This is a genomic window from Arthrobacter liuii, assembly GCF_014639275.1.
In the GTDB taxonomy this organism is placed as follows: Bacteria; Actinomycetota; Actinomycetes; order Actinomycetales; family Micrococcaceae; genus Arthrobacter; species Arthrobacter liuii.
Window position 1 is genome coordinate 132674 of sequence record NZ_BMFW01000002.1, and the last position, 26185, is coordinate 158858.

26 protein-coding genes and 1 pseudogene are annotated in these 26185 nt (G+C 68.0%); 12 read left to right on the forward strand and 15 right to left on the reverse strand.

The window, feature by feature from the left end; genetic code table 11:
* Positions 1 to 41: 41 nt before the first annotated feature.
* Positions 42 to 1373: an MFS transporter gene (locus IEW19_RS02570; RefSeq protein WP_188570127.1), complete on the reverse strand. Its 1332-nt coding sequence runs from the start codon at positions 1371 to 1373 to the stop codon at positions 42 to 44.
* A gap of 254 nt (positions 1374 to 1627) precedes the next feature.
* Here IEW19_RS02570 and IEW19_RS02575 point away from each other — a divergent pair, with 254 nt between their 5' ends.
* The 4 genes from IEW19_RS02575 to IEW19_RS02590 all read left to right on the forward strand — a co-directional run bounded on the left by IEW19_RS02575 (position 1628) and on the right by IEW19_RS02590 (position 6583).
* Entirely contained in the window at positions 1628 to 2353 is a 726-nt protein-coding gene (locus IEW19_RS02575) for a GntR family transcriptional regulator (protein WP_229748273.1), read from the forward strand.
* Between the two features lie 170 nt (positions 2354 to 2523).
* Positions 2524 to 3870: an L-fuconate dehydratase gene (locus tag IEW19_RS02580; protein WP_188570128.1), complete on the forward strand. Its 1347-nt coding sequence runs from the start codon at positions 2524 to 2526 to the stop codon at positions 3868 to 3870.
* Positions 3867 to 5372 carry an aldehyde dehydrogenase (NADP(+)) gene (locus tag IEW19_RS02585; RefSeq protein WP_188570129.1) on the forward strand — a complete coding sequence of 502 codons (1506 nt, stop codon included), beginning with the start codon at positions 3867 to 3869 and terminating at the stop codon, positions 5370 to 5372. Before IEW19_RS02580 ends, IEW19_RS02585 begins: the two co-directional genes overlap by 4 nt.
* Positions 5369 to 6583 (forward strand): fumarylacetoacetate hydrolase family protein, encoded by a 1215-nt coding sequence (locus tag IEW19_RS02590; RefSeq protein WP_188570130.1) that lies wholly within the window; start codon positions 5369 to 5371, stop codon positions 6581 to 6583. Before IEW19_RS02585 ends, IEW19_RS02590 begins: the two co-directional genes overlap by 4 nt.
* Before the next feature lie 62 nt (positions 6584 to 6645).
* Here the strand turns inward: IEW19_RS02590 and IEW19_RS02595 are convergent, their stop codons facing one another.
* A complete protein-coding gene (locus IEW19_RS02595) occupies positions 6646 to 6936 on the reverse strand; it encodes a hypothetical protein (protein ID WP_188570131.1) in 291 nt (96 codons plus the stop codon).
* Between the two features lie 138 nt (positions 6937 to 7074).
* Here IEW19_RS02595 and IEW19_RS02600 point away from each other — a divergent pair, with 138 nt between their 5' ends.
* Both IEW19_RS02600 and IEW19_RS02605 read left to right on the forward strand, forming a co-directional pair.
* Complete coding sequence (locus tag IEW19_RS02600; RefSeq protein WP_188570132.1) at positions 7075 to 8235, forward strand: acetate kinase; 1161 nt, start codon at positions 7075 to 7077, stop codon at positions 8233 to 8235.
* 5 nt (positions 8236 to 8240) lie between these two features.
* Complete coding sequence (locus IEW19_RS02605; RefSeq protein WP_188570133.1) at positions 8241 to 8801, forward strand: GNAT family N-acetyltransferase; 561 nt, start codon at positions 8241 to 8243, stop codon at positions 8799 to 8801.
* A 2-nt stretch (positions 8802 to 8803) separates the two neighbouring features.
* Here IEW19_RS02605 and IEW19_RS02610 read toward each other — a convergent pair whose 3' ends face one another.
* Complete coding sequence (locus IEW19_RS02610) at positions 8804 to 10000, reverse strand: NAD(P)/FAD-dependent oxidoreductase (protein ID WP_188570134.1); 1197 nt, start codon at positions 9998 to 10000, stop codon at positions 8804 to 8806.
* Between the two features lie 4 nt (positions 10001 to 10004).
* Entirely contained in the window at positions 10005 to 10211 is a 207-nt protein-coding gene (locus tag IEW19_RS02615) for a hypervirulence associated TUDOR domain-containing protein (protein ID WP_188570135.1), read from the reverse strand.
* A gap of 59 nt (positions 10212 to 10270) precedes the next feature.
* Between IEW19_RS02615 and IEW19_RS23305 the strand changes: the two genes are divergently transcribed.
* The gene (locus IEW19_RS23305; RefSeq protein ID WP_229748274.1) at positions 10271 to 10417 is read left to right on the forward strand and encodes a hypothetical protein; all 147 of its coding nucleotides are present in this window, start codon (positions 10271 to 10273) and stop codon (positions 10415 to 10417) included.
* 76 nt (positions 10418 to 10493) lie between these two features.
* Here the strand turns inward: IEW19_RS23305 and IEW19_RS24165 are convergent.
* Both IEW19_RS24165 and IEW19_RS02625 read right to left on the reverse strand, forming a co-directional pair.
* Positions 10494 to 10751 (reverse strand): annotated as a pseudogene (locus IEW19_RS24165) (alpha/beta fold hydrolase); the annotation flags it as partial.
* Positions 10667 to 12883, reverse strand: coding sequence for a S9 family peptidase (locus tag IEW19_RS02625; RefSeq protein ID WP_188570136.1), 2217 nt, complete (start codon positions 12881 to 12883; stop codon positions 10667 to 10669). The gene IEW19_RS02625 and the pseudogene IEW19_RS24165, both read right to left, overlap by 85 nt.
* Before the next feature lie 146 nt (positions 12884 to 13029).
* Here IEW19_RS02625 and IEW19_RS02630 point away from each other — a divergent pair, with 146 nt between their 5' ends.
* The 4 genes from IEW19_RS02630 (at position 13030) to IEW19_RS02645 (ending at position 16169) form a co-directional block, all read left to right on the forward strand.
* On the forward strand, positions 13030 to 13593 hold the full coding sequence (locus tag IEW19_RS02630) for a hypothetical protein (RefSeq protein WP_188570137.1): 564 nt from the start codon (positions 13030 to 13032) through the stop codon (positions 13591 to 13593).
* Positions 13594 to 13606: 13 nt separating this feature from the next.
* Complete coding sequence (locus IEW19_RS02635; protein WP_188570138.1) at positions 13607 to 15217, forward strand: FAD-dependent monooxygenase; 1611 nt, start codon at positions 13607 to 13609, stop codon at positions 15215 to 15217.
* A 92-nt stretch (positions 15218 to 15309) separates the two neighbouring features.
* Positions 15310 to 15507, forward strand: coding sequence for a hypothetical protein (locus tag IEW19_RS02640; protein WP_188570139.1), 198 nt, complete (start codon positions 15310 to 15312; stop codon positions 15505 to 15507).
* A gap of 239 nt (positions 15508 to 15746) precedes the next feature.
* Positions 15747 to 16169, forward strand: coding sequence for an Hsp20/alpha crystallin family protein (locus IEW19_RS02645; RefSeq protein WP_188570140.1), 423 nt, complete (start codon positions 15747 to 15749; stop codon positions 16167 to 16169).
* 201 nt (positions 16170 to 16370) lie between these two features.
* Here the strand turns inward: IEW19_RS02645 and IEW19_RS02650 are convergent, their stop codons facing one another.
* From IEW19_RS02650 to IEW19_RS02680, 7 genes are all read right to left on the reverse strand, one after another.
* The gene (locus IEW19_RS02650; RefSeq protein WP_188570141.1) at positions 16371 to 17321 is read right to left on the reverse strand and encodes an ADP-dependent NAD(P)H-hydrate dehydratase; all 951 of its coding nucleotides are present in this window, start codon (positions 17319 to 17321) and stop codon (positions 16371 to 16373) included.
* Positions 17290 to 18096, reverse strand: a complete 807-nt coding sequence (locus IEW19_RS02655; RefSeq protein WP_229748275.1) for a histidine phosphatase family protein — start codon at positions 18094 to 18096, stop codon at positions 17290 to 17292. The genes IEW19_RS02650 and IEW19_RS02655 overlap by 32 nt, the downstream gene beginning before the upstream one ends.
* A 144-nt stretch (positions 18097 to 18240) precedes the next feature.
* Entirely contained in the window at positions 18241 to 19356 is a 1116-nt protein-coding gene (locus tag IEW19_RS02660) for an LCP family protein (protein ID WP_188570142.1), read from the reverse strand.
* 137 nt (positions 19357 to 19493) lie between these two features.
* On the reverse strand, positions 19494 to 20189 hold the full coding sequence (locus IEW19_RS02665) for an arsenate reductase/protein-tyrosine-phosphatase family protein (protein ID WP_188570143.1): 696 nt from the start codon (positions 20187 to 20189) through the stop codon (positions 19494 to 19496).
* Positions 20190 to 20330: 141 nt separating this feature from the next.
* Entirely contained in the window at positions 20331 to 20945 is a 615-nt protein-coding gene (locus tag IEW19_RS02670) for a DUF305 domain-containing protein (protein WP_188570144.1), read from the reverse strand.
* A 55-nt stretch (positions 20946 to 21000) separates the two neighbouring features.
* Positions 21001 to 21468 carry a hypothetical protein gene (locus tag IEW19_RS02675; RefSeq protein WP_188570145.1) on the reverse strand — a complete coding sequence of 156 codons (468 nt, stop codon included), beginning with the start codon at positions 21466 to 21468 and terminating at the stop codon, positions 21001 to 21003.
* A 32-nt stretch (positions 21469 to 21500) separates the two neighbouring features.
* Positions 21501 to 23648, reverse strand: a complete 2148-nt coding sequence (locus IEW19_RS02680; protein ID WP_188570146.1) for a heavy metal translocating P-type ATPase — start codon at positions 23646 to 23648, stop codon at positions 21501 to 21503.
* A 435-nt stretch (positions 23649 to 24083) separates the two neighbouring features.
* Here IEW19_RS02680 and IEW19_RS02685 point away from each other — a divergent pair, with 435 nt between their 5' ends.
* A complete protein-coding gene (locus IEW19_RS02685) occupies positions 24084 to 24761 on the forward strand; it encodes a PAS and ANTAR domain-containing protein (RefSeq protein WP_188570147.1) in 678 nt (225 codons plus the stop codon).
* A gap of 6 nt (positions 24762 to 24767) precedes the next feature.
* Here IEW19_RS02685 and IEW19_RS02690 read toward each other — a convergent pair whose 3' ends face one another.
* On the reverse strand, positions 24768 to 25397 hold the full coding sequence (locus IEW19_RS02690) for a hypothetical protein (RefSeq protein WP_188570148.1): 630 nt from the start codon (positions 25395 to 25397) through the stop codon (positions 24768 to 24770).
* A gap of 53 nt (positions 25398 to 25450) precedes the next feature.
* Positions 25451 to 26167 carry a class F sortase gene (locus IEW19_RS02695; protein ID WP_188570149.1) on the reverse strand — a complete coding sequence of 239 codons (717 nt, stop codon included), beginning with the start codon at positions 26165 to 26167 and terminating at the stop codon, positions 25451 to 25453.
* Positions 26168 to 26185 lie beyond the last annotated feature (18 nt).

Consider the following 26185-nt stretch of genomic DNA (forward strand, 5'->3'; position numbering starts at 1 on the left):
GTGCCGGCGTCGTACTTTTGCCTGGGGGTACTTGGAAGGACCTAGGCAGCAGCCTCCACCTTCAGCGGTTCAATCTTGCCCATGACGAACAGGTAGTTGGCTGCGCCGATGAGGGAAACTGCACCGATTACGGCAAGAGGCGCCACGAAGGAACCTGTCTGGTCGACGAGCACGCCGATGAGGATCGGCGTGAAGATGCCGGCCAGGTTGGAGGCGAAGTTCTGCAGGCCACCGATGGAGCCCACCTGGCGTGAGCTGGGGGCGACGTCGGCCGGCAGCGACCAGATGCCGGTGGCTGCCACGGTGAGGCTCGAGTAGGCGACCGACAACAGGGCCAGCGCCATCCAGGCTTCCGGGACCAGCGCGGCAAACATGATGACCGAGCCTCCGGCCAGGCCGCCGGCGATGGCCGTCTTGCGGACCTTGCTGACCGGCGACCCTGCCCGCACGGCACGGTCTGCCAGGTAGCCGCCAAGCCAGCCGAAGAGGACCGCGCAGATGCCGGGGATGGCGCCGAAGAAGCCCAGCTTGAGGAGATCGAAGCCACGTTCCTTGACCAGGTAGCTGGGGAAGAACGTGATGAAGAAGTAGATGGCGCTGTTCAGGCAGAAGAAGCCGAACATCATGCTGAGGATGGTCCGGTACTTGAAGAGCGAACGCCAGGGGAGCTTGGCGGCGCTTTCGTCATCGCTCGCCGCGCCGCGGGCGCCGCCTTCCTGGATGTAGCTGACCTCGGCTGCGTTCGCGCCGCTGTGCTCCCCGGGGCTGCGGTAGTACTTCCACCAGGCGGCGGCCCAGATGATTCCAAGGACGCCGATAATGATGAAGACGGCGTGCCAGGAAGTGAACCCCACGAGGAGGGTGACGATCGGCAGCGCAATCACTGCTCCGACGCGCGAGCCCGAGTCCCAGATGCTGGTGGCAAAGGCGCGTTCCCGGACCGGGAACCAGGTGGCCACCACCTTGGCGGCAGTGCTGGGGGCTGGGCTTTCGCCCACCCCCAGGAGGAAGCGTGCCGCGAAAAGGGACCAGAAACTGGAGGCGGCTGCGGTGACCATGGTGAAGACGGACCACCACACTGCGGCCAGTGAGAACGAGCGGCGCGGGCCGACCTTGTCCACGTACCAGCCGGCGGCGAGCTGGAAGAAGTCGTAGGCCCAGAAGAATGCTGCGAAGATCAGGCCCTGCTGGGTGGCGCTGAGTTCGAAATCCTTGCCCATGAACGGCAGTGCAACGCTGAGGCTGGAACGGTCCAGGTAGTTGATGCTGAGGCCCAGGAAGGCAAGCCAGATGATCACCCAGCGTTTGCGGGTCATCAGGCGTGGCTGCCGGGATGGATTGGTGATGCCTGTCTTACTTCCGAGCGTAGTCATGCGGTCTCCTTCGACATATACATGGCTTCGGGTGCGGTGAGCACGGAGGGGAGGGGCGCGGAAGGTATCTGCGCCAAAATCATATAGGAATCGGGTTAATCATATAGATTTTGTGATCCAGATCAAGTGTTGCTTTTGAAAGCCCGCAAAGAAGCCGCTGGCGGCGGGTGGCTTATGATTCCCCCAGCAGCTCCAGTGCAATCCGTGCCCGTCCAGCCGGGTGCCCGGTCCAACCCAGTGCAAGAGGTAATTGCGTGCCCCCACGTCAACCATCTGAAGTTTCGCGCGGCAAAGCAGCCGTTCCCGACGTCTATACGGCCATGCGCGCCTCCATCCTGGAGGGCGGGATTGCTCCGGGTGCCCGCATCAACATTGATGCCGTGGCCCGCAGCCTTGGGGTGTCGCAGACCCCGGTCCGGGAGGTGCTCCAGCGGCTCGAGGGTGACAACCTTGTGGTGTACAACCCCGGCCGCGGCTACAGCACCACTCCGCTCCTGGGCCTGCCTGAACTGCGCGCCTTGTTCGAGTTCAGGCTCCTTGTGGAGCCCTGGGCGGCGCGGGCGGCTGCGGTGGACCGCCTTGCCAATCCTGCCGGGGCGCTGGAAAAGGAACTGGCGGGTTTCCGGAACACCATGAAGCGCAGCAAGGATTTGAGGCAGGACCTGGTGGCCCATGACACCCGCTTCCATGACGCCATCCTGGCCGCCTCCGGGAATCCGGTGGTCCGGCACGCCTTTGCCCAGACGCACTGCCACCTCCACACCTTCAGGCTCTACCCTGCGGATGTGGACGGTGCCATCACCGTGGCTGAGCATACGGCCGTGCGTGAGGCAATCGAAGCCTGCGATCCGGAGCGGGCCGAGGCGGCCATGACCACCCATATCCGCAACTCCTTCGACAGGTTTGCCCAGGCCTTCGAAGGCGAACTTGCTCCCCTGGAGGATGGCGGTCCGCCCCGCAGGCGGATTGTTACCGGCTAGCCCAAGGTGGCGCAGCCCCGGCTCCACAAGGCCGGGGCTTTTTTGCACCCGGGCAACGGAACGGCGCAGCCAGGACTTGACCCGGATCACCTGTCATATATGATTTTAGAAATTCGTATAGGAATCGAATCTTTCCCTTCCCCTCAGTTGAAAACCGAAAGTTGAGATCCATGCCTTCCATCACGTCCATCAAGACCCAGGACGTACGTTTCCCCACGTCCCTTGAACTTGACGGTTCCGATGCGGTCAACGTCGACCCTGATTACTCCGCCGCGTACGTGGTCATCCGCACCGATGCGGGCGACGAGGGCCACGGCTTCGTCTTCAGCTGCGGCCGCGGCAATGAAATCCTGACCGCCGCGATCGACGCCTACGCACGCCTGCTGGTGGGCCGGGACATCGACGAACTGATCCATGACCTTGGCGGGGCCTCCAGGCTCCTGGTTCACGACTCACAGCTCCGTTGGCTGGGACCCGAGAAGGGCGTTACCCAGATGGCCTGCGGCGCCCTGGTCAGTGCCCTCTGGGACATCCGTGCCCGCCGCGAAAACAAGCCGCTCTGGCTCCTCCTTGCCGAGATGACGCCGGAGGAACTGGTGAGCGTGGTGGACTTCACCCACATCCGCGACGCCCTCAGCCCCGAGCAAGCCCTTGAGATGCTCCGCGCCGGCCAGGAAGGCAAGGACCAGCGGATCGCCGAACTCAAGACCGGCGGTTTCCCCGCCTACACCACCTCTCCGGGCTGGCTGGGCTACAGCGACGAGAAACTGGTCCGGCTGAGCAAGGAAGCCGCGGCCGACGGCTTTTCCATGATCAAGCTCAAGGTGGGCGGCGATATCAACGATGACCGCCGCCGCATGGCCCTGGCCCGCGAAGCTGTAGGCGACCTGCCCATAGCCATCGACGCCAATCAGCGCTGGGAAGTGTCCGAAGCCATCGACTGGGTCAACGAATTGGCCGAATTCAATCCCTACTGGATCGAGGAACCTACCAGCACCGACGACGTCCTGGGCCACGCCGACATCCGCAAGGGTGTGGCACCGGTCCGCGTCGCCACCGGAGAAGCCGTGGCCAGCCGCATCGTCTTCAAGCAGCTTCTCCAGGCCGGCGCCATCGACGTGCTGCAGTTGGACTCCACCCGCGTGGCCGGTGTAAACGAGAACATCGCCATCCTGTTGCTGGCCGCCAAATTCGGGGTTCCCGTCTGCCCGCATGCGGGGGGCGTGGGCCTGTGCGAGCTGGTCCAGCACTTCTCCTTCTTCGACTACGCCGTGGTGGGACGCAGCCAGGAAAACCGCATGATCGAATTCGTGGACCACCTGCACGAGCACTTCGCCGAGCCGGTCAGGATCATCGACGGCCGTTATGCGGCACCGGAACTGCCCGGCACGGGCGCAGAGATGCTCAGCGCCTCCCGCACCCGCTGGGAATTCCCCAACGGGGGAGGCTGGCAGGAAGTGGGCACCCGCGCCGCCGTTACCGGGGGCGCCCCGAGCCCTGCGGGGGCCGCCCGATGAGCGCCGGGGCGGGTGCCGCCGTCGCCGGTCCCAGCACAGTCGAAGAACTCGACGCCGCCGTCCAAGCCGCGCAGTCAGCCTTCGAACAGGGCCGCCTTGAGGACCCCGGCACCCGCGCCGGCTGGCTCGAAGCAATCGCTGCGGGCCTGGAGCAGGACGCTGCCGCACTTGTGGCGAGTGCGGTCCGGGAAACACATCTCGGTGCAGCCCGGCTGGAGGGCGAGCTGAAGCGCACCGTGTTCCAGCTGCGGCTCTTCGCGGAGGAGATCCGCCTCGGTGAGCACTTGGACGCCACCATCGACCACGAGGATCCCATCTGGGGCATGGGGCCACGCCCGGACCTGCGGCGCTGCAATGTGCCCCTCGGTGTGGTGGGGGTCTTTGGCGCCTCGAACTTCCCCTTCGCGTTCAGCGTGATGGGCGGAGACAGCGCCTCCGCCCTGGCAGCCGGATGCGCTGTCGTCCATAAGGCACACGACGCGCACCGGGAACTGGCTGCCCGCACCGCACAAACGGTGACCCGTGCCCTGGATGCTGCCGGGGCGCCGTCGGGCCTGTTCTCCATGGTGACCGGCCGGCAGGCCGGCGAGGCGCTGGTGGACCACCCCCTGGTCAAGGCCGTTGGCTTCACCGGCTCCACCGCGGGCGGCCGCGCCCTGCTCAACCGCATCGCTGCACGCCCCGAACCCATTCCGTTTTTCGGCGAGCTGGGCGGCATCAACGCGGTCTTCGTCACGCCTGCAGCATGGGCAGCACGTCGCGCCGAGATCCTCAACGGCTACGCCGGCTCCTTCACCCTGGGCATGGGACAGTTCTGTACCAAGCCCGGGCTGTTGTTCGTCCCTGCCGGGGACGCTGAGGCCATGCGCCGCCAACTGGGGGAGGCCCTGGCAGGGTTTGCTCCCTCACGCCTGCTCAGCGGCCGGTTGCATGGCGGCTACACGGAGGCTGTTGCCACACTCCGGGACAGCGGCGGCGTGGGGGTCCTGCTGGAAGGGGACTTCGCCGAGGAGCCGGCGCCTACCGTCCTCCGCACCACTGCGGCGGATGTCCGGAGAAACCCGGACCTGCTCCGGCAGGAGATGTTCGGCCCCGCCAGCCTCGTGGTGGAGTACCAGGACCAGACGGAGCTTCCCGGGCTGGCCGGGCTGCTGGAAGGGCAGCTGACCACCACAGTCCAGGCGGAGGACGACGACGACGTCTCAGCGCTCGCTGCCAGGCTGGCGGACATCAGCGGCCGGGTCCTTTGGAACGGCTGGCCGACGGGCGTCACGGTGAGCTATGCCCAGCACCACGGCGGCCCGTACCCGGCCACCACCTCGAACACCACATCGGTGGGGACGGCGGCCATCCGGCGCTTCCTGCGGCCCGTGGCGTACCAGTCCTTCCCAGCTTCGCGGCTGCCCGAACCTTTGCGGGACAGCAATCCGTGGCGGGTCCCGCAAAGGGTGGACGGCGTCTGGCAGCGGCCACCGGCTGCCGGTAAGGAGGGGCTCCGGTGAGCGCACTGTCCGAGGCCGCACGTTCCGTCCTGCCCGAGGACGCGGACCAGGCGCTGCTCATTGGGCGCGTCTGGGACCCGGAAACCGGCGGCCCGCGCGTCGTGGCTGTCAGCGGGGACACCGTCTTCGACCTGCACCGCCTCGCCGGAACCGTCGCTGACCTGATGGAACTGCCGGACCCGGCCGCTGCGGTCCGCACCGCCCTGCCGGATCCGGACCTGGCCCAACCCCGCTGGGCGACGGCCGACGTCGTCGACGCCTCCCTGGCAGGGGACCGCACCCGGCCCAGGCTGCTGGCCCCCATCGACCTGCAGGTCGTCAAGGCATGCGGCGTCACCTTCGTGGACAGCATGATTGAACGGGTCATCGAGGAGCGCTGCGCCGGTGATGCCGCGCGGGCGGCCGAAGTGCGGGAACTGGTGGGCCGCGCGCTGGGCGGCAGCCTCGCCGACCTGCGGCCCGGCTCGCCCGAGGCCGCAGAAGCCAAGCGGGTCCTGATCGCCGAGGGGCTGTGGTCGCAGTACCTGGAGGTGGGAATCGGCCCGGATCCGGAGGTCTTCACCAAGGCGCCCGTCCTGTCATCGGTAGGGCTGGGAGAGGACATCGGTATTCCCTCGTTTTCTTCCTGGAACAACCCGGAACCGGAACTCGTCCTGATCGCCACCGCTGGCGGCCAGGTGGTGGGCGCCACGCTTGGCAACGACGTCAATTTGCGCGACGTGGAAGGCAGAAGCGCCCTCCTGCTGGGCAAGGCCAAGGACAACAACGCCTCCAGCGCGCTGGGGCCCCTGATCCGGCTGTTTGACGGGACATTCACCCTGGAGACGCTGCGCGGCGAGGAAATCCTGCTGCGTGTGGAAGGGCCGGACGGCTACCTGCTGGAGGGCCGGAACAGTGTGTCCCGGATCAGCAGGCCCTTCGAAGAACTCGTGGCGGCCACTCACGGGAAGCACCACCAGTATCCGGACGGCTTCGCGCTGTTCACCGGAACCCTGTTCGCCCCCGCACAGGACCGGGACGAACCGGGACAAGGGTTCACCCACAAGCACGGCGACGTGGTGACCATCCGCAGCCGCCACCTTGGTGCCCTGGTCAACCGGGTGGGTCCCTGCGAGGAACTGCCGGAGTGGACCTTCGGCCTTCGCCAGCTCCTCAATTACCTGGCGAACCAGGGGCAGCGCATGGAGTCCGGCTCCGCCCCGGCCGCCTAACGCAGAAGGGCGACGCCGGCACCCTGGTGGGTGCCGGCGTCGCCCTTGTGTTCCGGGAACAGTCAGCTGTTGTCCGGCTTGGCCAGGCTCTCCGGGTCCTCCTGCTTGGCTGGCTCATCGGAGAGGCCCTGCGGGGTGAGGTCCAGGTCCTCCCGGTTCTCGGGAGCCTCAGGCGCCTCGCCGGTCTCGCCGGCCTTGAGGTGGCCGGTGTCGTCCAGGGCCGGGTTGGCACCCTCCACCCCGGTTGGATCGTCTTTGCTGCCGGAATCAGGCTGCGCGTTAAGCGGGGCGGTGCTGCTGGATCCCGTGTTGGTGGGGTCGTTCTCGTCGATCGAATTGGGCTCGTTCGTCATGGAATTGTCCTCTCGGCGTGGTCCAGCCTTGTCCGCCGACCATAGGCACAGCCGGCCCTGATCCGCAAGGAACGGCAGGGGAGGGGGGCCACATATAGTGGGGGTTGAACTGCAGACGCCAGGCTGAGGAGGCCCCGCATGCTCGTGCTCGTCATCAACTCCGGTTCGTCGTCGCTGAAGTACCAGGTGCGTGACGTGGCCGCCGGGACGGTCCTCACCGACGGGCTGATCGAGAAGATCGGCATGGGCAACGGCGGCGGTGGGGATGGCGAGATCGAAGGCCCGCGGGACCATGCCGAGGCGCTGGAGCAGGTGGATGCAGCCATCCACGCAGAGTTGGGAGACCGGGAGCTGGGCGCAGTGGGGCACCGGGTGGTCCACGGCGGCGAGCGTTTCGCCGAGCCCGTCCTGGTGGACAACGAAATCACTCGGGCCATCGAACGCCTCAACCCGCTGGCGCCGCTGCACAACCCCGCCAACGTCCTGGGCATCCGGGCGATTACCAGGAAGTGGCCCAAGATGCCGCAGGTGGCCGTGTTTGACACGGCCTTCCACCGGACCTTGCCCGAGCACGCATGGCGCTACGCCGTCCCGGACGAGCTCTACACCAACCACGGCATCCGCCGCTACGGCTTCCACGGCACCTCCAACGAGTACGTGGCGCGCCGGTCGGCCGCGTTGCTGGACCTCCCTGTCGAGGAGTTCGACGGCGTCATCGCCCACCTGGGTAACGGTGCGTCCGTGACGGCCATCCGCGGCGGGCGCTCCGTGGACACGTCCATGGGATTCACCCCCCTCGAGGGCCTGGTGATGGGCACCCGCTCCGGCGACCTGGACCCCTCCATCCTGGTCTTCCTCGGCCGGGCCGGGTGGTCGCCGGAGGACATCGACACCATGCTGAACCGGGAATCGGGGTTGAAAGGCCTCGCCGGAAACAACGACATGCGCTCCGTGGTGGAGGCCTCCGAATCCGGCGACGACAAGGCCACGATGGCGCTCGCGGTGGCCTCCTACCGGCTGGCCAAGTACATCGGCGGTTACCACGTGGCCGTCGGCGGGGCCAGAGCCCTGGTGTTCACCGCCGGGATCGGCGAGAACTCCCACCAGTTCCGGACCCAGGTAGCGGACCGGCTGGGTGCGCTGGGCATCGAGCTCGACGGCGGCCTGAACCGCGGGCGGTCAAAGGAACCCCGCGTCATTTCCACGCCTTCCTCCGCGATCCCCGTCCTGGTGGTTCCCACGGATGAGGAACGCGCCATCGCGGAGGCGACGGCCGCCGTCGTCTCCTCCAGCCGCTGACGGGCATGCCAGCCATCTCCCTGCCCATCCGGACTGAACGGCTGGTCCTTCGCCGGTTTGAGGCCGGCGACCTCGACGCGTTCCAAGCCTACCACTCGTTGCCGGAAACCGCGCGGTTCCTTCCCGGCCCGGCCAAGTCCTATACGCAGTCGATGGAGCGGGTGGGCCGGTACGCCAACTTCGCGTTCGAGAAGGAGGGGGACTGGCTGGCCCTCGCCATCGAGGCAGCGGGCTTGCCCGGGCTGCAGGGCGAAGTGGTGCTCAAATGGCTGCCGGGACGCGGGCAGGGCGAAGTGGGATGGACGCTGGCGCCCGGAGCCCGCAGGAAGGGCTACGCCACGGAGGCTGCCGCCGCCGTGCTGCGCCTGGGCTTCGAGGAGCTGGGGATGCACCGGATTGAAGCCCGGCTGGACGAGCTCAACACTGCGTCCGCGTCACTGTGCAGCCGGCTCGGCATGCGGCTGGAGGCACGGCACATCGACAAATGGCATTACAAGGGCCAGTGGGCCACAGAGCTTGTCTACGCCATCCTCGCCCCTGCATGGCGCATCGGTTCCGGTGGGTAGCCTTACGCCCTGCCCTTGAGGATCAGGTTCCAGTAGATCTTTGGAAACAGGTCCCGGTCCACCACCCAGGACAGCTTGCTCTCGTTCCAGGTGGGCACCCGCGGAATGGTGGGCATGGGCCGGTACCGGTCGTCGAATTCGGCGAACACCACGGTGTTCCGCGACACGGTGAACGGGCACACCGAGTAACCGTCATACTTGGCGCGCAGCGGCTTTCCTTTCCGGGCCGCCACCAGGTTCTTCGCCACGACCTTGGTCTGCTTTCGCAGGGACCCGCCGGACTTCGAGTTGGTGGTGCCGGCGGCGTCGCCCAGGGACCAGACGTTGGGGTACCGGAGATGCCGCAGCGTCTGCCGGTCCACCTCAACGAACCCGCCAGCGTCCCCGGCAGCCGGCAGGTCCGTGGCCTTGAGCCAGTCCGGGGCCGACTGCGGCGGGACGGCATTGAGGACGTCGTAGGTCAGGTCCTCGGTGGTGTGCGCGGCGTTGTCCCGGACGGTGGCCCTGCGGCCGGAAGGGCTCACAGCCACCAGTTCGCTGTTGGTCCGCAGCTCGATGCCGTACTCGGCGATCTTCCGGTCCAGTTCCCGGTCCACTTCCGGGACCCCGAACACCGTGGGGTAGGGCTGGACCATCACCACCCTGATCTTGTCCAGGACCCCTTGTCCGCGCCAATAGTCGCAGGCCAGATACATAGGTTTCTGAGCGGCGCCGCCGCACTTTATGGGCCCCGCCGGCATAGTGAATACGGCGGTTCCGGAGGTCATGGCGCTGAGCAGCGTCCAGGCTTTGGGGGCCAGGTCGAACTCGTAATGGGACCCGCCGTAAGGCGAATGCACGGCTTCCGCAAGGCCCGGCACCGCGTCCCAGTCATACTGCAGCCCCGGGCACACCACCAGTTGGCCGTAGGCTACGGTGGCCCCGGATTCCAGGGTGACGGTGTTGGCGTTCGCGTCCACGCCTGCGGCGGCATCCCGGATCCAGGTGACGCCCGGCGGTATGACCGACTGCTGCGGCCGGATAGCCTCCCGGGCCTCCGCCCGGCCGCCGGCGATATGCGAAAACAGCGGCTGGTAGAGGTGGTGGTCCCTGGGCTCGATCACGGCCACGTCCTTGACGCCATAGCGCTGCAGCCTTGCAGCCAGGGAGATGCCGGCATTGCCGCCGCCGATGATCAGCACCTCGTGCTGGGCAGCCACGGCGCTACTTCTTCTCGGTCAGAGCGGATGCCTTGTGCGCTGCACGGGCGCCGGTCTTGTCCGATTCCACCACGTACTGCGGCTCATCCCCACTGGCCCGGTGCGTGTTGCCGTCGAGTTCGAAGTCGCTGGTCTTCTTATCCACGATTTTGCCGCTTGTCTTGCCCTGCGAAGTGTTCCACTCCACGTGCGTTCCCTTGCTCAATGACATGCCTGCTCCTCTGGTGTCCCGTGCCGGAAAACAAGTGCCCCCCAATGGCAATGGTAAGCATGGTTAGCTTTCCCGGGTACTGGGCCGGCCCGGCCAGGACCGCCACCGGTGCCTGCAGCGTGGAAAGGACTGCCCGGCTGGCGGGTGAATTGAAGGCGCAGTTGGCCCACGCCTGGGCTGCCGGCGGGTACCAGGAATTCCCCTGACCTGGATCGGGCGACGGCGGAACGGGCCTGGTCCCGCGATCTCGATCCCGACGGCGCGGGTACTTGGTGCGACGGGCACGAGCCTGGCAACGTTTCGAAGGTAGCGCTCGGCATACCGGAGCACGATGTTCGCTCCCGCAGAGTGCCCGAGCACGCCGAGGCGCTCCTGGCCCAGGTCCAGCCGCAGCGACTCAAGACGTTCGGCGAGGTTGTCGCACCGGCAGGCCCCGCCACGCGCGGTGCCGTCCCTTACTTCAGGCCGGCGCCGGGAAGCAGCTCGGCGGCGCCCAGGGCATCGGCGATGAACGCGTAGTCCCAGGCCCGTTCGCGCCACTGCACGTAACGCCCGGACGCACCGCCGTGGCCGCCGTCCATCTCGATCTTCATGACGATCGGTTCGGTTCCGGCGGTCTTGTTCCGGAGTTCCTGCACCCACTTGGCCGGCTCCACGTACAGGACCCGGGTGTCGTTGAAGGACGTTACGGCGGCGATCTTGGGGTACGCCACCTGCCGGACGTTCTCGTAGGGGGAGTAGGACTTCATGTAGGCGTAGGCCTGGGGGTCCGTGATGGGGTTGCCCCACTCCTCCCATTCCAGGGCGGACAAGGGCAGGTCCGGGTCCAGGATGCTGGTGAGCGGGTCCACGAACGGCACCTGCGCCACAATGGCCGCGTACTTCTCCGGCGCCATGTTGGCCACGGCGCCCATCAGGAGTCCGCCGGCAGAGCCGCCCAGGGCCGCGATGCGGTCTGGATCCACCCACCCGGACTTCGCAAGCCAGTCAGTGGCGTCGACGAAGTCGGTGAAGGTGTTCTTCTTGGTGAGTTTCTTGCCGTCCTCGTACCAGTGCCGGCCCAGTTCGCCGCCGCCGCGGATGTGGGCGATCACGAACACCACGCCACGGTCCAGCAGTGACAGCCGCGCGATGCCAAAGCCCGGATCCATGCTCATCTCATAGGAGCCGTACCCGTACACCAGGCCCGCCGCCGTCGAATCCTGCCTGACAGCCTTGTGCCGCAGGACCGAAAGCGGGATGCGCGTGCCGTCGCCGGCGGTGGCCCATTCCCTGGTGGCGACGTAGTCGCTGCCGTCGTAGCCGCCCAGCACCGGGCTTTCCTTGCGCAGCAGCAGCTCGCCGGCGGGTTGTTCCGGAGTGGGCAGGACAAAGTCGTAGATGCGCGACGGCGTGAAGTAGGACGTGTAGCCCAGCCGGATCACGGGGGCTTCGTAGTCGGAGCCGCCCACACCGGCCGTGTACAGCTCCTCGTCGAACGCCGGTTCAACGGGGGCCTGCTGCGCGGGCGTGCCCAATCCGGCCAGCCCGAGCACCTGGACACGTTCGATGGTGTCCTTGCGGATGGACACGATCAGGTGCGTGGCGGTGACGCCTGCGCCGTTGACCCGGACGTCGTCGGAATGTTCGACGACGGTCTGCCAGGTTTGCTGGGCCTGCGGCTTTTCCAGCTCGGCCGGGTCCGCCAGGGAGACCATGGAGTTGATGGCGGCCCGGTTGTGAGTGAGCAGGATTTTCTCCTTGCCCCCGAGCAGGAAGGGCTCTGCCTCGTATAGGACCCGCTCGTTGCGGGAGATCACCGTGGTCAACGCTTGCGCGGGGTCGTCGAAGCGCAGCAGCCTGGTTTCGCTGTACTCGGAACATCCGATGCCCAGCACCAGGTGGCGACGGTCGGCGGAGAGTTCGAAACCCAGCCACATGGCGGCGTCGTCCTCCTGGTACAACACCACGTCGTCGGCCACGGGTGTGCCCAGGACATGCGCCTTCACCTGGTAGGGGCGCCAGGACTCGTCCACCACCGTGTAGAACAGGCGCGTGCCGTCCGGGGAGAACGCAACGCCGTAGAAGATGTTCTCGATGACGTCCGGCAGCAGTTCCCCGGCGCGGAGGTCCTTGATCCGGAGCGTGAAGCGTTCGTCGCCGGAGTTGTCCACGGCATAGGCGTAGAGGCGGCCGTCAACGGTGACTGCGGTGCCGCCCACGGAAAAGAACGGCTTGCCTTCAGCCTCCATGTTGCCGTCCAGCAGGATCTCCTCGCCGGGGATCCCCACCCCGGGCTCCACGGCCGGCGGAGTCCAGTCGGCCACTGTGCTCCCGCTGTCCTGCGCCTTGACCCGGCAGTGGATGCCGTACTCCTTGCCCTCGGCCGAACGGCTGAAGTACCACCAGCCGTCCTTGCGGTGCGGGACGGACAGGTCGGTTTCCTGGGTGCGCCCCTTGATCTCCTGGAAAATGGCTTCGCGGAGGGGCTCCTGGTGCGCAGTGACGGCTTCCTGGTACGCGTTTTCGGCGCGCAGGTGCGCCACGACCTCGGGCGATTCCTTGTCCCGCAGCCATTCGTAGTTGTCCACGAACGTCTCCCCGTGGTGGGTGCGTTCGGTGGGGATCTTCTTGGCAACCGGGGGCGCCGGGACAGCGGTGCCGGTGGAATCCTGCAGGGAAGTGGAGGTCATGGATTCAATATATCGACCACCGCAGACAAGTCGGCAGGGCGTTCGCTACCGGGGGAGAAAGGACATCCGGAAAGGGGCCAAAGACTCTGGGTCCTGCCCGCGGCCCCCGGCAGGCTGGAAGGGCACTGCAAGGAAAAGGAGAAGCCATGACCCTCGAACCAGGACCGGCTCCCCGGGCCAAGGCATGGCTGGCGGTGGCCAGGTGCGTGGGAACGTCCTGCGCCATGCTTGCCCGCAGGCAGGTGCACCTTCCGAAGGGGAACGTGGGCCGGGTGCTGCGCTTCGCCGACGGAAGCACGTCGCGGGTCTATCGGGAGACCGCCGTCGACCGCCAAGCAGGCGAACCCTGCGTCCTGGTGGTGGCGTTCACGCTGCGCTTGGTGCGGGGCAGGGCACACCGCCTTTTCGAGGTGGAAAGCCTGCTGAACACTCCGCTGTTCGTGGGTTTCCCGGGCTTTGTTTCCAAGCTCTGGTGTGCCCATGACACCTTCGGTGCCTACCGCGGCCTGTATGAGTGGGACGGCGCCGAACGGGCCCGCACGTACGCTGCAGCCCTCTGGCGGATCCTGGAACTGGTCAGCGTCCCCGGTTCGATCAGCTACAAGGTACTTCCCGGGCTGCGCCGCGACGAGGTGCTCGCCAACCCTGCCAGGATGCAGGCAGCAGCCCAGCCCGACCACGCCTGGTGGCGGCTCCTCGCCGAGGCCTGACGGCATAGCGGGAATGGCAGGCGGGCAAGGTACGACGGCGGACACCGACGTTTTGGTGGTGGGCGCAGGTCCCGCAGGGCTCACCACCGCCCTCCAGGCCCATGCGCATGGCGCCACCGTCCGGGTGGTGGACCGGCGCGGGCAACGGATCCGACCGTCCCGTGCCATGATGCTGCACGCACGGGCCCTGGAGGGCCTCCGCCCGCTTGGCGTGACCGACGAACTGCTGGACCGTGCCGACACAACTCCCCAAGCGCGGATCCACCTGGGCCCGCGGGTGGTTGAAGCCCGGCTGGGCCACGCAATCCTCCCGGACACCGCCTTCCCGCATCTGACCCTGGTCCGGCAGGCCGACGTCGAGGACGTGCTCTGGCAGGAACTGCAGGCCAAGGGGGTGCCGGTGGACTGGGGCGTGGAGTTCCGCGGGCTCGGAACGGAAGCCAGCGGATCGCCAGGACTCCACGGGGGCCTGGTCCACGCGGAGCTGCACGCAAGCAGCAGTGGACATGGGCTCCACGTGTCCCGGTTCCTGGTCGGCTGCGACGGCCAGGCCAGCACGGTTCGCGGCTTCACCGGCGCACAGTGGCGCGGCGGGCCCTACCGGGTGGAGACGGTCCTGGCCGACGTTGAACTGGATGGAACACTCGACCCCGGCCTGCTGCACGTCGCGGTCGGTGGCACGGGGCTGGCCTTCCTCTTCGCGCTGGGTGAGGGGGCTACCTGGCGCATGCTGGCCACCCGCCCGGCGGTGCCGCACCCCGGCGCCCGCTTCGGCCAGCTGGGCCCCTCCGTTCCGCCGGAGGAGGTGGCGCGCCTGCTGACGGAGGCCGGGCTGGACGCTGCTGTCCGGGAGGTGCGCTGGTCCGCGCAGGTCCCCCTGCAGCACCGCGTGGCCAGTACCTTCGGGAGCGATCCCGTCTTCCTGGCCGGTGACGCCGCCCACGCCCACTCTCCCGCCGGCGGACAGGGCATGAACAACGGCGTCCTCGACGCCCTCAACCTGGGCTGGAAGCTCGGCTTTGCCTCGACGGCAGGCAGGCGCCTCCCCGAACTGCTGGAAAGTTACGGGCAGGAGCGGCGACCCGCGGCCCGGCAGGTGCTTGCGCTGACGCACGTCATCTTCTTCGGCGAAGCTTCACCGCATCCGGCGGCCCGCCTGGCCCGGAACGTCTTGCCCGCGGTTGCCCCGGTCCTCCCGCTGCTGCTCCGCCGGCAGTGGCTCACCTCCAAGGGCATCAGGCTGCTGGCCCAGCCGTTCGTGCGGTACCGGGACAGTGCCATTTCCCGTGACTGCCCGCCCAGGGCCGGGAAGTGGCCGCGGCCCGGGGAGCGGCTGCCGGATGCGCCGGTTGCCGTCGACGGACGGGCGGCCCGCCTCCACGAACTGACTGCCGCACCAGGGATCCACCTTTTGCTGGAGCGCGACGCCGGCACGGGCGCCGTGGGTGCCGGTCCCGCCCTGGCCAATCAGGGTCCGCTGCTCCATGTCCACCGTCTCACCAGCCATCCCGGCCGGGGTGTGGTTGCGGTCCGCCCGGATGGGTACGTGGGTTTCCGCTCCAGCGGGGAAGACCCCGCCGGGCTGCGCGACTGGCTGCGGCTGGTGGGCGCAGTCCGGGACTGAACGGTCCGGAAGCCGAGGGTAGTTGCCGGAGGACTGCAGGCGTATCCTGTTCAGTTCAAGGCACATCCGCCCAGTGTGAGAGGGGAAGTTCCATGACCATCCCGCCAATCCACGAACCTGAGCCGTTTCCGCCCCAACCCGGGCCCGAGCCCACCTCCCCGGACCCTACCCAGCCGCGTCCGCCGGGGCCGCCGTCGCCGAACCCCTTCCCCGCACCCACGCCGCCGGGCCCGCTGCCCGTCCCGGACCCCGGCCCCGCACCGCTTCGTCCCGACCCCACCAGGGACTGACCACAGCGCCAGGAAAGACTCCGGAAGGGGCCCCACGCACGGTCGGAAGCCGTGCCGGAGGGGCCCCTTTCCTGCGCCGGTGCGCCGCGGGAAACCGCGGGTGGAAAAGCCTCAAAAGGTTCCGGAAAACCGTACCGGAGACCCTTGAAGACCTCCCTCTTCGGTGCTAAGAAATCTATATCAGCCAATACAGATCGGCTGTGGTGGTGAGTGGAGCACTTCTTAGGAGGAGGCAAGCCATGTTGATGCGAACCGATCCGTTCCGCGAGCTGGACAGGCTGGCCCAGCAGGTCCTCGGAACGCCTGCGCGCCCGGCGGCGATGCCAATGGACGCGTGGCGTGAGGGCCAGGAATTCGTTGTGGCCTTTGACTTGCCCGGCGTCACGGTGGACTCGGTGGAGCTTGATGTTGAGCGGAATGTCCTGACGGTGCGGGCCGAACGACCCGACCCCGTGGGCAGGGATACCGAACTGATTGCCGCTGAGCGGCCGTGCGGGGTCTTCAGCCGCCAGTTGATCCTTGGCGACACATTGGATACCGATCACGTGAAGGCCAGCTACGACGCCGGCGTCCTGACGTTGCGGATCCCGGTTGCCGAAAAGGCCAAGCCGCGCAAAATCGAGATTGAAACGAAGGGGGCACGGCAGGAGATTTCCGCCTAGGAGCAGGATCCCGCGCAGGGGTCCGGCAGGCTCGGGAGGCGGGCAAATCTGTTGACTGCCTATAGGGGCGAATCGCCATTCTGTGCACGCCACAGCGCCAGACAGCGCATCGGCAGCTTAGGCCTTAACCTCCCGACACGGTGGCCCCCGGCTTCGGCCGGGGGCCATCCACGCGTTGGGTACTGGACGGCTGCAAGAGGGTCAGGTGCCCAGTTCCAGCATCAGCGCGGGCAGTTCGTCGGCAAGTTCGCGGGCCAGGAACCCCAGCGGCCCCAGCCTGCTGGCCAGCCGGTCCGCCGCGGCTGCATGCATGTGCGTGCCCCAGCAGGCCGCCTGGGTGCTGCTGGTTCCCCGGGCGCGGAGCCCGGCAATGGCTCCGGCCAGCACATCCCCGCTGCCGGAGGTCCCCAGCCCGCCGTGCCCGGTGGTGATCTCCCACAGTTCCGGCACGTCAGGGTCCAGTCCGGGCGGCTGGCTGATCAGCCCCTGGCAGCTTACGACGGCATCGAACCTGGCAGAGATCTCGGCGAGGTCTTTTCCGAGGTTGTCCACGTCCCGCTCGAGCAGGATCGCTGCCTCCGTGGCGTTCGGGGTGAGGATGAGCCGGCCGCGCCAGGGGCCCAGCTGGTCCTCCAGCGGCACCAGCGCGCCCAGGGCGTAGGCGTCGAGGACGACGGCGGGACCTCCCGCCCCGCCACGGCCACCACCCGAACCATCGTCGTTGCCGGCCTCGCGCGTGAGCATCGCCGCCATCAGTTCACCGGCCAGGTCCGGGTCGTCGAGCCCGGGTCCCACCAGGAGGGTGTCCGCACCGTCCAGGTAGGAGGAAATCCTGTCCAGGTCCGGCATGACGGAGCCTTCGGGAGTTTCGGGGAGCCCGATGGAACCGCACTCGGGCATCGCCACCCCCAGCTGCACGGCCACCGACTCCGCTACCGCCAATGTGAGTTTCCCGGCCCCGGCCCGCAGGGCCGACACTCCGGCCAGCAGTGCGGCGCCGGGGGTGGACCGGGCGCCGCCCACCACCAGCACGGACCCGCGGGAATACTTGTCTTCGCCCGGCGCCGGCAGCGGCCACTCCCGCAGGAGCGATGGCGTCACCAAGGTGGCGCCTGCGGAATCACCGCGGCCGGACACTGGTGTCTCCCGCATGCTCGGTGACGGCGACGCCTTGCTCGGCCAGGTGGTCGGCCACATTGAAGCTCTCCAGCGTCCACGGACCCACGCCGGAGGGCCGGACGAACCGGGTCACCGAGGCGTTGAGGATGGCCTCCCTCGCCGCGAGATCCAGCAGTTCCTTTTCGCTGAGCCCTTCCAGCACGTACCGGAACAGCATGATCACGGCATCGTGGCACACCAGCATCACCCGCTGGCCCATGCCCAGGTTGTTCAGCTCGGCCAGGACCGACCGCAGCCGAAGTGCCACGTCCGCCCAGGATTCCCCTCCCGGCGGCCGGTAGTACAGCTTGCCCAGCCAGTCCCGGCGCTCGGATTCCCCGGGATAGCGGGTCTCCACGCCCAGGCGGGTGAGCCGGTCCAGGATGCCGAGCTCGCGGTCCCGGAGCCGCTCGTCCAGGCGGACCTGCAGCGGCCAGCCAGCTGTTTCAACCGTAATCTCGGCCGTCTGGCGGGCACGCGCATAGGGGGAGGACACCACCGTGTCCGGGCGGAACGCGTCGGCGGTCCGTCCCAGCGCAATACCCAGCGCCTTGGCCTGGTCCCTGCCGGTTCCGGAAAGGTCCACGTCCGCGTCGCGCGCGGGAACCTCGATGACCTCCACCCCGGCCTCACGGGCTTCGGTGGCAGCAACGTTGCCTTCGCTCTCACCGTGCCGGATCAGCAGCAGCTCCACCGCCCCGGCCTCCTGGACGGCAGCCGTCAGGCCGTCGTCGTTCGCCGAATCCCTGGTGGAAGAATCGTCCTTCACATCATCACCCCGTCCGTTCGCCGTGCCGAATGCAGGAACACTACCAACGGCGTACCCACGGCCCCGCGGAAAATAACGGACGAGGGCGGCGGCGCACCATGGGTGCCCCGGCCGACCATCGCCGGCCCGGTCGGGCGCCTGGCGTTACGGGGCGGCGAAGTCCGCGATCCTGCCCTCCCGCAGCGCAGCCCCCACAGCGGCGATGCCCCCGTAGTCGGGGAACACCACGGACTGGCCGGCGACCATGCCCGTCCCGGCGGTGGGCAGCGTCATGGTGCCGATCGCGTTCACATCCAGGTTGCGCAGGCTGTAGGCAAGAATGGCGGCCTGGACGGGATCAAAGCCTTTGTCCACCGTGAGGCAGCAGGCGGCGTAGTCCACCAGCGACCGGACCGCGTTCACGTCATTGAGGGCGCCGCCGCCGGTGAGCCTGGCCAGGATGGCACGGAGCATGGTGCGCTGGTTCTGGACCCGCTGGTAGTCGCCGTCGGTGAACGCGTAGCGCTCGCGGCTGAACTCCAGGGCCGCCTGCCCGTCAAGATGGTTGATCCCCTGGCTGAAGGAGTGCTGGGTTTCGATGGTGGACTGGAAGGCGAAGGGGACGTTGACGTCAATACCGCCAAGACCGTCCGTGAGCGCCTTGAAGCCGTTGAAGTCGAGCATCAGCGTGTGGTCGATGGTGATCCCCAGCAGTTGCTGCACGGCCTGGGTTGCCAGGTCGATGCCGCCGTACTGCAGGGCCGCGTTGATCTTGGAGCCCCCCACATCGGGGACGTCCACCCACAGGTCGCGCATGATCGAGATGATGTACAGGGTGTGGCGGTCCGCAGGTACGTGGACCAGCATCAAGGAGTCCGACCGCTGGTCCGACGCCTCACCCGTGGCCGCAGTGTGGGCGGCCTCGTCGCGGGCGTTGCCGCGGCTGTCGCTGCCGATGACCAGCACGTTCATGGCCGCGGGCGGTAGTTCGGGGATCGGCTGCGGCGGGGGCGGGGGCGGGGGCGGGGGCGGCGGAACAGGGGGCGGGGTTTCGGAGGGCGTTGGCGTGGGTGTTGCGCTGGGCGACTGCGTCTGGGTGGCTGCCGGTTCGGCATCCTTGCCGGCCCGGTTCAGGCTGAAGATGGCGATTACGGCCGCCACCACAAGAACCAGCGCCAGCAGTGCGGCGATCCAGCGGCGGCGGCCCAGCGAAGCCAGCCAGGCGGGACGGTGGGAGCCGGACGGGCCGGTGGCAGGTCCGGTTGGATCAGGCGTGCTCATGCTCTGCCTCCACCTCATCGTGTTGCGGGTGGGATCAGTGTCCGCCGGTGGTGCCGTTGTTGGCTACAGGAGTATCCAAACTGTCACCTGAGCACGGTCCGCCGGCTCGCCGGAGAGCTGCCGGGGACACCGTTCCGTTACGGCGAACCGGTTGCGCTCCCGGGGACCGGGGAGTTGAGGCGGGCGTGGCGCAGGATGGACACGATCGCGGGGGCCAGTTGGTCCTCCATCTCCCGGTAGACCTCGGGTGCGCGGCGGTACGGGTCCACGATGTCGTTGGCTGCGGGGTCGCCAGGCAGCGAGAGGTGCCGCACCCCGGCGGCCCGCGCCGGCAAGCCCCGCCAAAAGGCGCCGTTGGCAGCCAGGCGGGCGTCGTCGTCGGACGCGTTGCTGGCAGGAGGTGTGTCCTGCGAAGATACGACGGCGGCTGGCTGGCCGTCAGCAGCGGCGGCGGCCCGCTGGTCCAGGACGTCGAGCATTCGGGCAAACTCGCGGATGGTGAACGTCCGCTTGAGCAGGGAGGCATCGAGCTGCAGGACCTCGCCGCGGTGCCCGGAGGTCATGGTGAGCACCAGGTCCACGCCGCGCAGGATCCTGGGCGTGAGCTGCCGGGCCGCGAACCCTTCGGGATTTCCGCCGAAGGTCCGCACGATGTCAGCCGAGGCGCGCTGCATCGGCTCGCCCACCAAGGCGCGGGTGCCGGCGCTGGCCACGAGGAAACCGCCCGGCACCGCCTGGTCGAGTCCTGCCTGCAGCAGCCGTTCGGCCACGGGCGACCGGCAGATGTTGCCGGTGCAGACGGTCAGGATTCGTACTGGTTCGGAAGTGTCCAAGGAGATGTTCTCTTTTCCCAGCTGGTGACGGATCCGTTCTGGCCCGTGCCTTTCAACTTAACACGCAACGGCGCGACGGCGGCTCCCGGGCTGGGTGCCGCCGCGCGCCGTTCGCATGTCCCGGGCGGGCCGGGGTGCAGGCTAGAGCGTGGCCAGCAGCTGCTTCATCTGCGTGATCTCTGCCTGCTGCGCGGCCACGATGTCATGGCCCAGCTTCACGGCGTCCGGGAACTTTCCGGCGCCGATCTCCTGCTGTGCCATGTCGATGGCGCCCTCGTGATGGCCGGTCATCTGCTCAAGGAACAGCCGTGCAGCGTCGGTGCCGGTGGCCGACTTGAGCTTGTCGATGCCAGCGTCGTCCACCATGCCGGTCATCCCGTGCCCGGTGTGGTCGCTCATCATGGTGGGCACGTTCCAGCCGGTGAGCCAGCCGGTCATCTGTTCGATCTCCGGCGCCTGGGCCGCTTTGATTTTGGTGGCCAGGGCGGTCACCTCCGCCGGCATGTCCGGCTTGCCCAGGACGATGCCGCTCATCTCCACGGCCTGGGCGTGGTGCGGGATCATCATCTGCGCGAACATGATGTCGGCCGGGTTGTGGTCGGCGTTGGCGCTGGTGCCGGCGCTCGGCATTGTGCTGGAGCTGCCGTGGTCCCTGGGCATGCTGGTGCCGGAGCCGGCATTGGCGGCGCAGCCGGCGAGGCCGAGCGAGGCGGCCAGGGCAGCGGCAATGGACAGGGTCTTGACAGTGGTGTTCATGGTTGTCTTTCAGGGATGTAGTCGGACTGGGCCTCGGGTGGTGGCGCAGTCCGGTTTACGTCCGGCTGATGGACAGGTCGCAGGGCGTTGGGCTGGGCGGGAGGTAGTCGTACGCATCGGCGGGGCTGCCGCCTGCGCGTAGCTCCGGAAGGGTTTCCAGGGTGGCCTGCGGCGGGACGACCGTGACAGGGCCGCTGGGCGCCGAAGGGATGCAGGGCGCCCCCGACTCCTTGGCCCCCGGGCAGGTGTCGCCGCAGCCGGCGGGCGCAAGGGCCGGCGCGTCCATGGCGGAGGCCGCGGGCAGGTGCCCGGCGTGGCCGCCGGCATGGTCGCCGGCAGCAGAATGCGCGACGGCGGTGTGCCCGGCGGGCGCGCCAAATGACACTGACCCATGTTGCACGGCCCCGTGCGAGGCGTGGCTCGAGGCCATCACATGCATGCCCAGGAGTCCGGCGATGACTGCAAGGGTGCCGGCGAGCAGCCAGGCCATGCGGAGGAGGGACGCCACGGCGCGGGTGGTCACGGCGGTCCCTCCTTCCAATCGGTCTGTGGATATCAACGTACCTCTGACGGGTTCAGTTTCAGGCGCCGGAGGAGCTGGGCGTTCAGCGCCACCACGATGGTGGAGGCGGACATCAGCACCGCCCCGGCCGCGGGGGACAAGACCACCCCGGCGAACGCCAGGACACCTGCTGCCAGCGGCACGGAGAGGATGTTGTAGCCGGTGGCCCAGACCAGGTTCTGCCACATCTTCCGGTAGCTGGCGCGGGACAGGTCCACCATGGACAGCACGGCCCGAGGATCGTTCCCGGCCAGCACCACGCCGGCGGATTCCACCGCGACGTCGGTTCCGGCCCCGATGGCGATGCCCACCTCCGCGCGGGCCAGCGCGGGCGAGTCGTTGACCCCGTCGCCCACCATGGCCACCTTCAGTCCGCGGGCCTGCAGTTCCGCCACTTTCTTGTCCTTGTCCGCCGGCAGGACCTCGGCGAACACCTCATCGATGTCCAGGTCCGCAGCCACGGCCCGGGCCACCTGGTGCGCATCGCCGGTGACCATGGCCACCTTCACGCCGCGCCGCTGCAGGGCTGACACTGCCTGCCGCGACTCCGGCCGTACCGCATCCTCCATGCTCACGGCACCCAGGATGTTGCCGGCGTCGACCACGTGGAGCACGGCGGCTCCGCGGTCCATCCACGCCCGGGTGCTGCCGGCCAGTGTGGCGGATTCGGCGACGCCGAGTTCGCGCAGGAGCGCGGGTCCGCCCACGTGCACTGTACGGCCGTCCACGCTGGCCCGGACGCCCCGGCCCGGCAGCGACGTGAAGCCGGTGGCTTCGGGCAGCGTCAGGTTCCGTGCCCTGGCAGCCCGCACGATGGCCCGCGCCACGGGGTGCTCGCTGTCGGATTCGACGGCGGCGGCAAGGGCCAGCACGGCATCGGCGTCCGCCCCTTCGGCGACGGCAACATCCTTCAGTTCCGGCTCGCCGGTGGTCAGGGTGCCGGTCTTGTCGAACAGGACCACGTCGATGGTGCGCATCCGCTCCAGCGCCATCCGGTTCTTGATCAGCACCCCGGCCCGCGCGGCCTGCTCCGTGGAGATGGCGATCACCAGCGGAATGGCCAGGCCAAGGGCGTGCGGGCACGCGATCACCAGCACGGTGACGGTTCGGGTGACGGCGTCCGGAACGCTTCCCAGCAACGTCCAGGCGATGAACGTCAGGACTCCGGCGCCGGCGGCGAAGTAGAAGAGGAACGCAGCGGCGCGGTCAGCCAGGGCCTGGGCGCGTGAAGACGAGGCCTGGGCTTCCTCCACCAGCCGCTGGATCCCGGCCAGGGCGGTCTGGTCGCCGACTGCGGTGACCCGCACCCGGACGCTGCTGTCGGTTGCCACGGTTCCGGCCACCACCGGGTCACCGGCCCCGCGTGCCACGGTTTTTGATTCACCGGTGATCATGGATTCGTCGAACTCGGCCTGCCCGTCCACCACGTTTCCATCGGCAGGCATGCGGGCACCGGGACGGACCAGGACCAGGTCGCCGGGGCTGAGTTCGGACACGGGTACGGTCTCGGTCCCGCTGTCCGTGATGCGTTCGGCCTCATCCGGCAGCAGCGCGGCGAGGGCGTCAAGGGCGCCCTGCGCGGACCCCAGCGCCCGCATCTCGATCCAGTGCCCCAGCAACATGATGGCCACCAGCAACGCCAGCTCCCACCAGAAGTCCAGGTCGAAACCGCCGATGCCCAGGCTGGTGACCCAGGATGCGGCGAACGCCACTGTGATGGCCATGGCGATCAGCAGCATCATTCCCGGCGTACGGTCTTTGAGCTCCTGCAGTCCGCCTTTGAGGAAGGGCTGGCCGCCGTAGAGGAAAATCACGGTGCCAAGGATCGGCGGAATCCAGGCGGAACAGGGGAACTCCGGTGGCATATAGCCCAGGAGGTGGGCCATCATGGGGCTGAAGTAGACCACCGGAACGGCAAGGGCCAGCGTCAGCCAGAACCGGTTCTTGAACATGGCGGTGCTATGCCCGGCATGCTGCCCGTGGGTGTGGACGGTGTGGTCGTCGTCGTGCTGGCCGTGCTGCGCATGCCCGGCGTGCGCATGTCCGTCGGTGTGCGCGGCCGGCTGGGTAAGGGTGCCGCCCGCGGGCCGGTGGTGGTCGTGCGGGTCCTTCTGGTGGTGCATGTCGCTATGGTCCTGCATGGGGTCCTCCTGTGAGGATGGCCGCCCGGAATGCTGCGGAAGGTGGGCGGGCGTCGCCTGAAAAGCCGCGAAAGGTGGGCGGGCGTTAGCCGGAAATCCGCGAAAGGTGGGCGGGCGTCGCGGAGGAAGCGAGGGGGAGCTGTGGCCGGTTTTCGTTGTTCATGTCAGTTCCAATCCGTTGAGGGGATCAATGGGTGCTGGGGTTGAACGGCTGTGAAGGCCGGTACAGCGCACCAGCCGGGACATACCACTTCACTGACAACACGGCCAACATACCCCCTAGGGGTATTTGAGGTCAAGAGGTGTAGCGCATTTTCCCATTGAGTTCCATAGGCCCTCCCGCACTACCTTCCGTTGCCCGGGGCGGCCATACTGAGGGGAGCGAGGACAGAGCCTGCCCGCTTGGGGGCTGGCCTATGCACGGGAGGTGGACCTGTGGCGGAGCTCAGCGATCTGTACACGTATTCGAGTGCGCTCGGGGACAGTGAAAGCGACGCCGGGATCTTCAAGGTGGAGATGGAACCCGCGCCGGGCGTTCATTGGTCGGACGGGATGTTCCGGCTGCACGGGTACCAGCGCGGCGACGTTGTCCCTACCTTGGAACTGGTCTTCGCCCACAAACATCCCGATGACCGGGAGCGGTGCGAAGAGATCGTGGTGCAGGTTGCAAAGTCCGGCGGATTCTTCTGCATGTACCACCGGGTGGTCGATGCCCGCGGCCGGACCCGGCGGGTGCTGACCTCCGGTGAGGGGATCCTGGGGACCGATGGATCAGTGGTTGCCCTCGAGGGCGTGATGGTAGACCTCAGCCGTACGCTGCAGCGCGAAACCGAACAAACGGCACGGGAAGCCGTTGCCGGTGCCACGGCAACCCGCACGGTGATCGACCAGGCCCGCGGCATCCTCATGGGCCAGCTGAAACTCGGTTCCGATGACGCGTTCCAGATGCTGGTGAGCGCCAGCAGCCGCCGCAACGTCAAGCTGGTGGTGGTGGCGGCGGAGCTGGTGCAGCTGGCCAATTCCCCCGAAGCCCGGAATTACCTGGACCGGGCCGTGCGGGCCATTCAGCTGCATGCGCGGCCGGACCATACCGGGGGTCGCCGCGCGGGCTGATGCCCGTTAATGATGTTCCACCCAGCACGCGAGGATGGTGGTGGACAGCTGATAGGCCAGGGCGTTGCGGGTGATGGCATTGGGACCCGCAACCGCTGGAAGGGCTGATGCGTCCACGTGCAGAACGAAACTGTCTTTCTGGAAGACTGCTGACCCATCCGCGGTCTCGTAGGCGGGGAAGCCCAGGTTGGCCAGGCCTTCGATGGGCTTGGCGTCCTTGGCCAGTGCCTGCATGGCATCAAAATATTTCCGGGCTGAAGCCTCATCGGGCGCCTGCTGAACCGAAATTCTCAGGGTCCCTTCGGCCAGATGGTAGGTGCATGTGAACGTGCTGTCGGCCCAGTTGCTCACGGTGTGGGGTTTCTCTTTGAGTTCCAGGATGGCAGTGAGCCTGTCCATGGGCTGGTCTCCGCATACCATCCTGGCGGCTTCGCTCGGCCCGGCAGGGGCGGGCGCGGGACTTCCAGTCTCGGTTCCGTGGTGGGCGGCATGCGCGCCCCCGGGCGGGGACGCAACAGAGGACGAGGCGCTGGACGGCGGTCCTGCGCTGCCTGGGGAGCCCGCCGCTGCCGCGCAGCCGGAGAGCAGGAGGAGACACAGCGCCAGGTAGGCCGGCAGGGGAACAGGGTTCTTCATGGTTCGTCCATCCCGGCCTCCGGGTCGTTTCCGGTGGCCGCTTGTCAGCGCGGTCAGGCTTTGAGCCTGGCGTAAATCACGAAGTTGTCCTCAAACAGGCCCGTCGTGGGGTCGTACCCGTCGCAGGTGATAAGCCGCAATTCGGACCCGGCGGTGTTGCCATAGACCTCGACAGTGGGAAAGTTTTCCTTGCTGTAGGTGGCGCCGTGATCTATCACGAAGACGGCCGTACTGCCATCGGCCCGGGCAACGGACACTTCCGCGCCGGGTGCCAGGCGGCGCAGATCAGCGAAGACCCCCTTATGGCCCCCGAGTGCATTCACATGGCCCAGCACCACCGCGGGGCCCCGCTCGCCGGGGGTCGGTGAACCGCTGTACCAGCCGGCGGGGGCACCATTGCCCGTATCCTGCGGGACCTCCAAGGAACCGTCGGGGCGCAGGCCAAGGCTAAGGAGTTCGGTGCGCAGCCCTATCGATGGGACTTCCATGGCCACCGGCTGGGAGCGGGCAAGCACTGGCGGTTCGGCAGCCGGTGCGGGCGCGGGCGTGTTGGGCGGCGGCGGGCTTGCAGCGGCAGGGCTGGACGGGATCCCGCTCCCGGCTGCCGGGCCCTCAGCCGCAGTACCTGCAGTTTGCTGTGACGCGGGAACCGGAGGTGAGGAGCCGGCGTCGGACGCGGTGGCGTTGCCGCAGCCGGCGAGCAGCAACAGAAGCCCGGCCGCTGCGGCGGCCCGAAGGCCCCCGTAGCGGCCGGAACTTGATGGAGTCATGGTGATGGTCCGGTCAGC

Excerpts from the sequence above, each read along its gene's own strand:
- IEW19_RS02640 (WP_188570139.1), top strand. The coding sequence starts at position 15,310 with ATGACCATCCCGCCAATCCACGAACCTGAGCCGTTTCCGCCCCAACCC.
- IEW19_RS02595 (WP_188570131.1), bottom strand. The coding sequence starts at position 6,936 with ATGACGAACGAGCCCAATTCGATCGACGAGAACGACCCCACCAACACG.
- IEW19_RS02680 (WP_188570146.1), bottom strand. The coding sequence starts at position 23,648 with ATGCAGGACCATAGCGACATGCACCACCAGAAGGACCCGCACGACCAC.
- IEW19_RS02600 (WP_188570132.1), top strand. The coding sequence starts at position 7,075 with ATGCTCGTGCTCGTCATCAACTCCGGTTCGTCGTCGCTGAAGTACCAG.
- IEW19_RS02650 (WP_188570141.1), bottom strand. The coding sequence starts at position 17,321 with ATGCGGGAGACACCAGTGTCCGGCCGCGGTGATTCCGCAGGCGCCACC.
- IEW19_RS02585 (WP_188570129.1), top strand. The coding sequence starts at position 3,867 with ATGAGCGCCGGGGCGGGTGCCGCCGTCGCCGGTCCCAGCACAGTCGAA.
- IEW19_RS02615 (WP_188570135.1), bottom strand. The coding sequence starts at position 10,211 with ATGTCATTGAGCAAGGGAACGCACGTGGAGTGGAACACTTCGCAGGGC.
- IEW19_RS02635 (WP_188570138.1), top strand. The coding sequence starts at position 13,607 with ATGGCAGGCGGGCAAGGTACGACGGCGGACACCGACGTTTTGGTGGTG.
- IEW19_RS02570 (WP_188570127.1), bottom strand. The coding sequence starts at position 1,373 with ATGACTACGCTCGGAAGTAAGACAGGCATCACCAATCCATCCCGGCAG.
- IEW19_RS23305 (WP_229748274.1), top strand. The coding sequence starts at position 10,271 with ATGGTTAGCTTTCCCGGGTACTGGGCCGGCCCGGCCAGGACCGCCACC.
- IEW19_RS02625 (WP_188570136.1), bottom strand. The coding sequence starts at position 12,883 with ATGACCTCCACTTCCCTGCAGGATTCCACCGGCACCGCTGTCCCGGCG.
- IEW19_RS02645 (WP_188570140.1), top strand. The coding sequence starts at position 15,747 with ATGTTGATGCGAACCGATCCGTTCCGCGAGCTGGACAGGCTGGCCCAG.
- IEW19_RS02660 (WP_188570142.1), bottom strand. The coding sequence starts at position 19,356 with ATGAGCACGCCTGATCCAACCGGACCTGCCACCGGCCCGTCCGGCTCC.
- IEW19_RS02670 (WP_188570144.1), bottom strand. The coding sequence starts at position 20,945 with ATGAACACCACTGTCAAGACCCTGTCCATTGCCGCTGCCCTGGCCGCC.
- IEW19_RS02690 (WP_188570148.1), bottom strand. The coding sequence starts at position 25,397 with ATGAAGAACCCTGTTCCCCTGCCGGCCTACCTGGCGCTGTGTCTCCTC.
- IEW19_RS02605 (WP_188570133.1), top strand. The coding sequence starts at position 8,241 with ATGCCAGCCATCTCCCTGCCCATCCGGACTGAACGGCTGGTCCTTCGC.
- IEW19_RS02695 (WP_188570149.1), bottom strand. The coding sequence starts at position 26,167 with ATGACTCCATCAAGTTCCGGCCGCTACGGGGGCCTTCGGGCCGCCGCA.
- IEW19_RS02630 (WP_188570137.1), top strand. The coding sequence starts at position 13,030 with ATGACCCTCGAACCAGGACCGGCTCCCCGGGCCAAGGCATGGCTGGCG.
- IEW19_RS02580 (WP_188570128.1), top strand. The coding sequence starts at position 2,524 with ATGCCTTCCATCACGTCCATCAAGACCCAGGACGTACGTTTCCCCACG.